This is a genomic window from Rhizomicrobium sp., assembly GCF_056722145.1.
The window spans coordinates 1-3,255 of sequence record NZ_JBWZET010000324.1 but is presented as its reverse complement, the minus strand read 5'-3'; the positions used below and the strand labels follow the sequence as shown (position 1 = coordinate 3,255).

Annotated in this window: 3 protein-coding genes; 1 reads left to right on the top strand and 2 read right to left on the bottom strand. The window is 67.5% G+C overall.

The genetic code is table 11. The features are described 5' to 3' along the window. Positions 1-144 precede the first annotated feature (144 nt). A complete protein-coding gene (locus AC1P6P_RS17425; protein WP_481403717.1) occupies positions 145-441 on the top strand; it encodes a GIY-YIG nuclease family protein in 297 nt (98 codons plus the stop codon). A 120-nt stretch (positions 442-561) separates the two neighbouring features. On the opposite strand, the gene ureC is transcribed toward AC1P6P_RS17425, so the two are convergent. Together ureC and AC1P6P_RS17415 are read right to left on the bottom strand one after the other, a co-directional pair. Continuing rightward, entirely contained in the window at positions 562-2,280 is a 1,719-nt protein-coding gene (gene ureC, locus AC1P6P_RS17420) for an urease subunit alpha (protein WP_481403716.1), read from the bottom strand. Between the two features lie 155 nt (positions 2,281-2,435). Further along, the gene (locus AC1P6P_RS17415) at positions 2,436-3,056 is read right to left on the bottom strand and encodes an urease subunit gamma (RefSeq protein ID WP_481403715.1); all 621 of its coding nucleotides are present in this window, start codon (positions 3,054-3,056) and stop codon (positions 2,436-2,438) included. Positions 3,057-3,255: the final 199 nt, after the last annotated feature.

Here is a 3,255-nt window from a genome sequence, read left to right as displayed (position 1 = left end):
GAATCGAAGCGCCGCCAACAGAATCACACCATCCGCCGCCGCCGGAAGCCCCAAAACCAACCCCGAGTCATTCCGCCGCACCAAGATGTGTGCATCAACTAGCGCGAAAGCGGGGGTGACAATTCGGCGAATTGGGGGCGCAAGGTGGGCGACGAGCGCTACGCCGTTTACATCATGGCGAGCCGCCGCAACGGCACGCTGTACGTGGGCGTAACCAACGATCTCGGCCGCCGCGCGCATGAGCACCGCAATGGCGTCGGAGCGGCGTTCACACGCAAGTACAACGTCAGACTTCTTGTTTGGTATGAACGCTACGCTGACATCGACGAGGCGATCGTCCGCGAAAAGCAGCTCAAGAAGTGGGAGCGCGCCTGGAAGCTCGAGCTGATCGAGGCGATGAACCCCGATTGGATGGATTTGTACGAGACGCTGAACGCCTGACGCCGTCCTTGCTGTCATCCCCGCGCAAGCGGGGATCCAGCGCTTCCGCCGCCTCGGCCCTCGATCCGCGCTGGCCCCCCGCTTTCGCGGGGGCGACGCAGGAGGTTGCAGCCCCGTCCCTCAAAACAAGAAATACCTCTGCGCCATCGGCAGTTTGTCCGCCGGCTCGCAGACCAGCAGCACGCCGTCGGCGGTCACGGCGTAGGTTTCCGGGTCGACTGTGATTTTCGGCGTCGCGTCGTTGTGGATCAGGCTCTTCTTGCCGATCTTGCGCGTGTTCTCGACGGCGACCAGCCGCTTGGCCACCTTGAGCTTGCGCGCCAGGCCCTTGTCGATCGCCGCCTGCGACACGAAGGTCAGCGACGTCCCGGTGCGCGCGCGTCCGAAGGCGCCGAACATCGGCCGGTAATGGATCGGCTGCGGCGTCGGGATCGAAGCGTTGGGGTCGCCCATCTGGGCGCAGGCGATCGCGCCGCCCTTGATCACCATATCGGGCTTCACGCCGAAGAACGCCGGGCTCCACAACACCAGATCGGCGAGCTTGCCCTTCTCGACCGAGCCGATGTGCTTGGCCACGCCGTGGGCGATGGCGGGGTTGATGGTGTATTTGGCGACGTAGCGCTTGGCGCGGAAATTGTCGTTGTCCCGCCCGTCGCCCTCGAGCCGGCCGCGCTGGCGCTTCATCTTGTCGGCGGTCTGCCAGGTGCGGATGATCACCTCGCCGACCCGGCCCATCGCCTGGCTGTCGCTCGACATCATGCTCAATGCGCCGAGGTCGTGCAGGATGTCCTCGGCCGCGATCGTCTCCTTGCGGATGCGGCTCTCGGCGAAGGCGAGGTCCTCGGGAATGGCGCCGTCGAGGTGATGGCAGACCATCAGCATGTCGAGGTGTTCGTCGAGCGTGTTGCGGGTATAGGGCCGGGTCGGGTTGGTCGACGACGGCAGCACGTTGGGCAGCGCCGCCACCTTGATGATGTCGGGCGCGTGGCCGCCCCCCGCCCCTTCGGTGTGGAAGGCGTGGATGGTGCGGCCCTTGAACGCCTTGATCGTGTCCTCGACGAAGCCGGATTCGTTGAGCGTGTCGGTGTGGATCATCACCTGCACGTCGTAATCGTCGGCCACCGACAGGCAGCAGTCGATCGCCGCCGGCGTCGTGCCCCAGTCCTCGTGCAGCTTCAGCGCGCAGGCGCCCGCCTCGACCTGCTCGATCAGCGCCGCCGGCTTCGACGCGTTGCCCTTGCCGGCGAAGCCGAGGTTCATGGCGAAGTCGTCGGCCGCCTCGATCACCCGCGCCAGATGCCAGGGCCCGGGCGTGCAGGTGGTGGCGAGCGTGCCGGTCGCCGGGCCGGTGCCCCCGCCGAGCATGGTGGTGACGCCGCTCGCCAGCGCCTCCTCGATCTGCTGCGGGGCGATGAAATGGATGTGGCTGTCGAAGCCGCCGGCGGTGAGAATCTTGCCCTCGCCGGCGATGATCTCGGTGCCCGGCCCGATGACGATCGTCACGCCGGGCTGGATGTCGGGATTGCCCGCCTTGCCGATCGCATGGATCAGCCCGTCCTTGATGGCGACGTCGGCTTTGACGATTCCCCAATGGTCGAGAATGACCGCGTTGGTGATGACGGTGTCGACCGCGCCGCGCGCCCGCGTCGCCTGGCTCTGGCCCATGCCGTCGCGGATGACCTTGCCGCCGCCGAACTTCACCTCGTCGCCGTAGACGGTGAAGTCCTTCTCGACCTCGATGAAGAGCTCGGTGTCGGCGAGCCTGAGCCGGTCGCCTTTGGTCGGGCCGAACATGTCGGCGTAGGCGGCGCGGGGAAGAGAGGTGGGAGAATTCTTCATTGAGGGCCTCAAAGAAGGGAATGTGGCAGTAGCGGCCGGGGCGAAACCCTTCTCCCGCTTGCGGGAGAAGGTGGCGCGCAGCGCCGGATGAGGGGAAGGGGAGGGGGAGACTTGCCCTCACCCCAACCCCTCTCCCGCGAAGCGGGCGAGGGGCTTCAAACCTTCCCCATGACCTCCTGCCGGAAGCCGATCGCTTGGCGTTTGCCGGCCAGCGCCACCAAGCGCACCTTACGGGTCTGGCCGGGCTCGAAGCGGGTCGCCGTGCCGGCGGGAATGTCGAGGCGGAAACCCCTGGCCTTGGCGCGGTCGAACTTCAGCGCCGGATTGGTCTCGAAGAAATGGTAGTGCGAGCCGACCTGGATCGGCCGATCGCCGGAATTGGCCACTTCGAGGCTGATCGTCTCGCGGCCCTCGTTCATGACGATGTCGCCCGGCGCGGCAACCGTCTCGCCGGGAACCAGCGCGTCATCGGCGCCGCGGATCGGCGCGTGGACGGTGACCAGCTTGGTGCCGTCGGGGAACGTCGCCTCGACCTGGATGTCGGGGATCATCGACGCCACGCCGTCCATCACCTGATCGGCGGCGACGACATGCGCGCCCGCCTCCATCAGCTCGGCGACCGAGCGGCCGTCGCGCGCGCCTTCGACGACGAAATCGGTGATCAAGGCCACCGCCTCGGGGTGGTTGAGCTTCACCCCGCGTTCGAGGCGGCGGCGGGCGACGACCGCCGCCATGGCGATCAGCAGCTTGTCCTTTTCGCGCGGCGTCAGATTCATGCGGCCCCCCGATCACGTCGCCGGCGAAGCTAGCAAGTTCCTCGCCGTCACGACCAGACGCGCGGCGCCTCGCGCCCGCGCAGCGCCAGCATGGCCGCGATCAGCCCGGCGCGCAATCGGGCGGGCGACGGCGAGGCCAGGCGCGCGACGGCGATTCCGTCGAAGCCGCTGGCGCCGACGTCGAGCCGCGCGCCCGGTT

What these genes read in the sequence shown, in the direction of transcription:
- ureC (WP_481403716.1), bottom strand. Translation starts at nt 2,280, where the DNA reads ATGAAGAATTCTCCCACCTCTCTTCCCCGCGCCGCCTACGCCGACATG.
- AC1P6P_RS17415 (WP_481403715.1), bottom strand. Translation starts at nt 3,056, where the DNA reads ATGAATCTGACGCCGCGCGAAAAGGACAAGCTGCTGATCGCCATGGCG.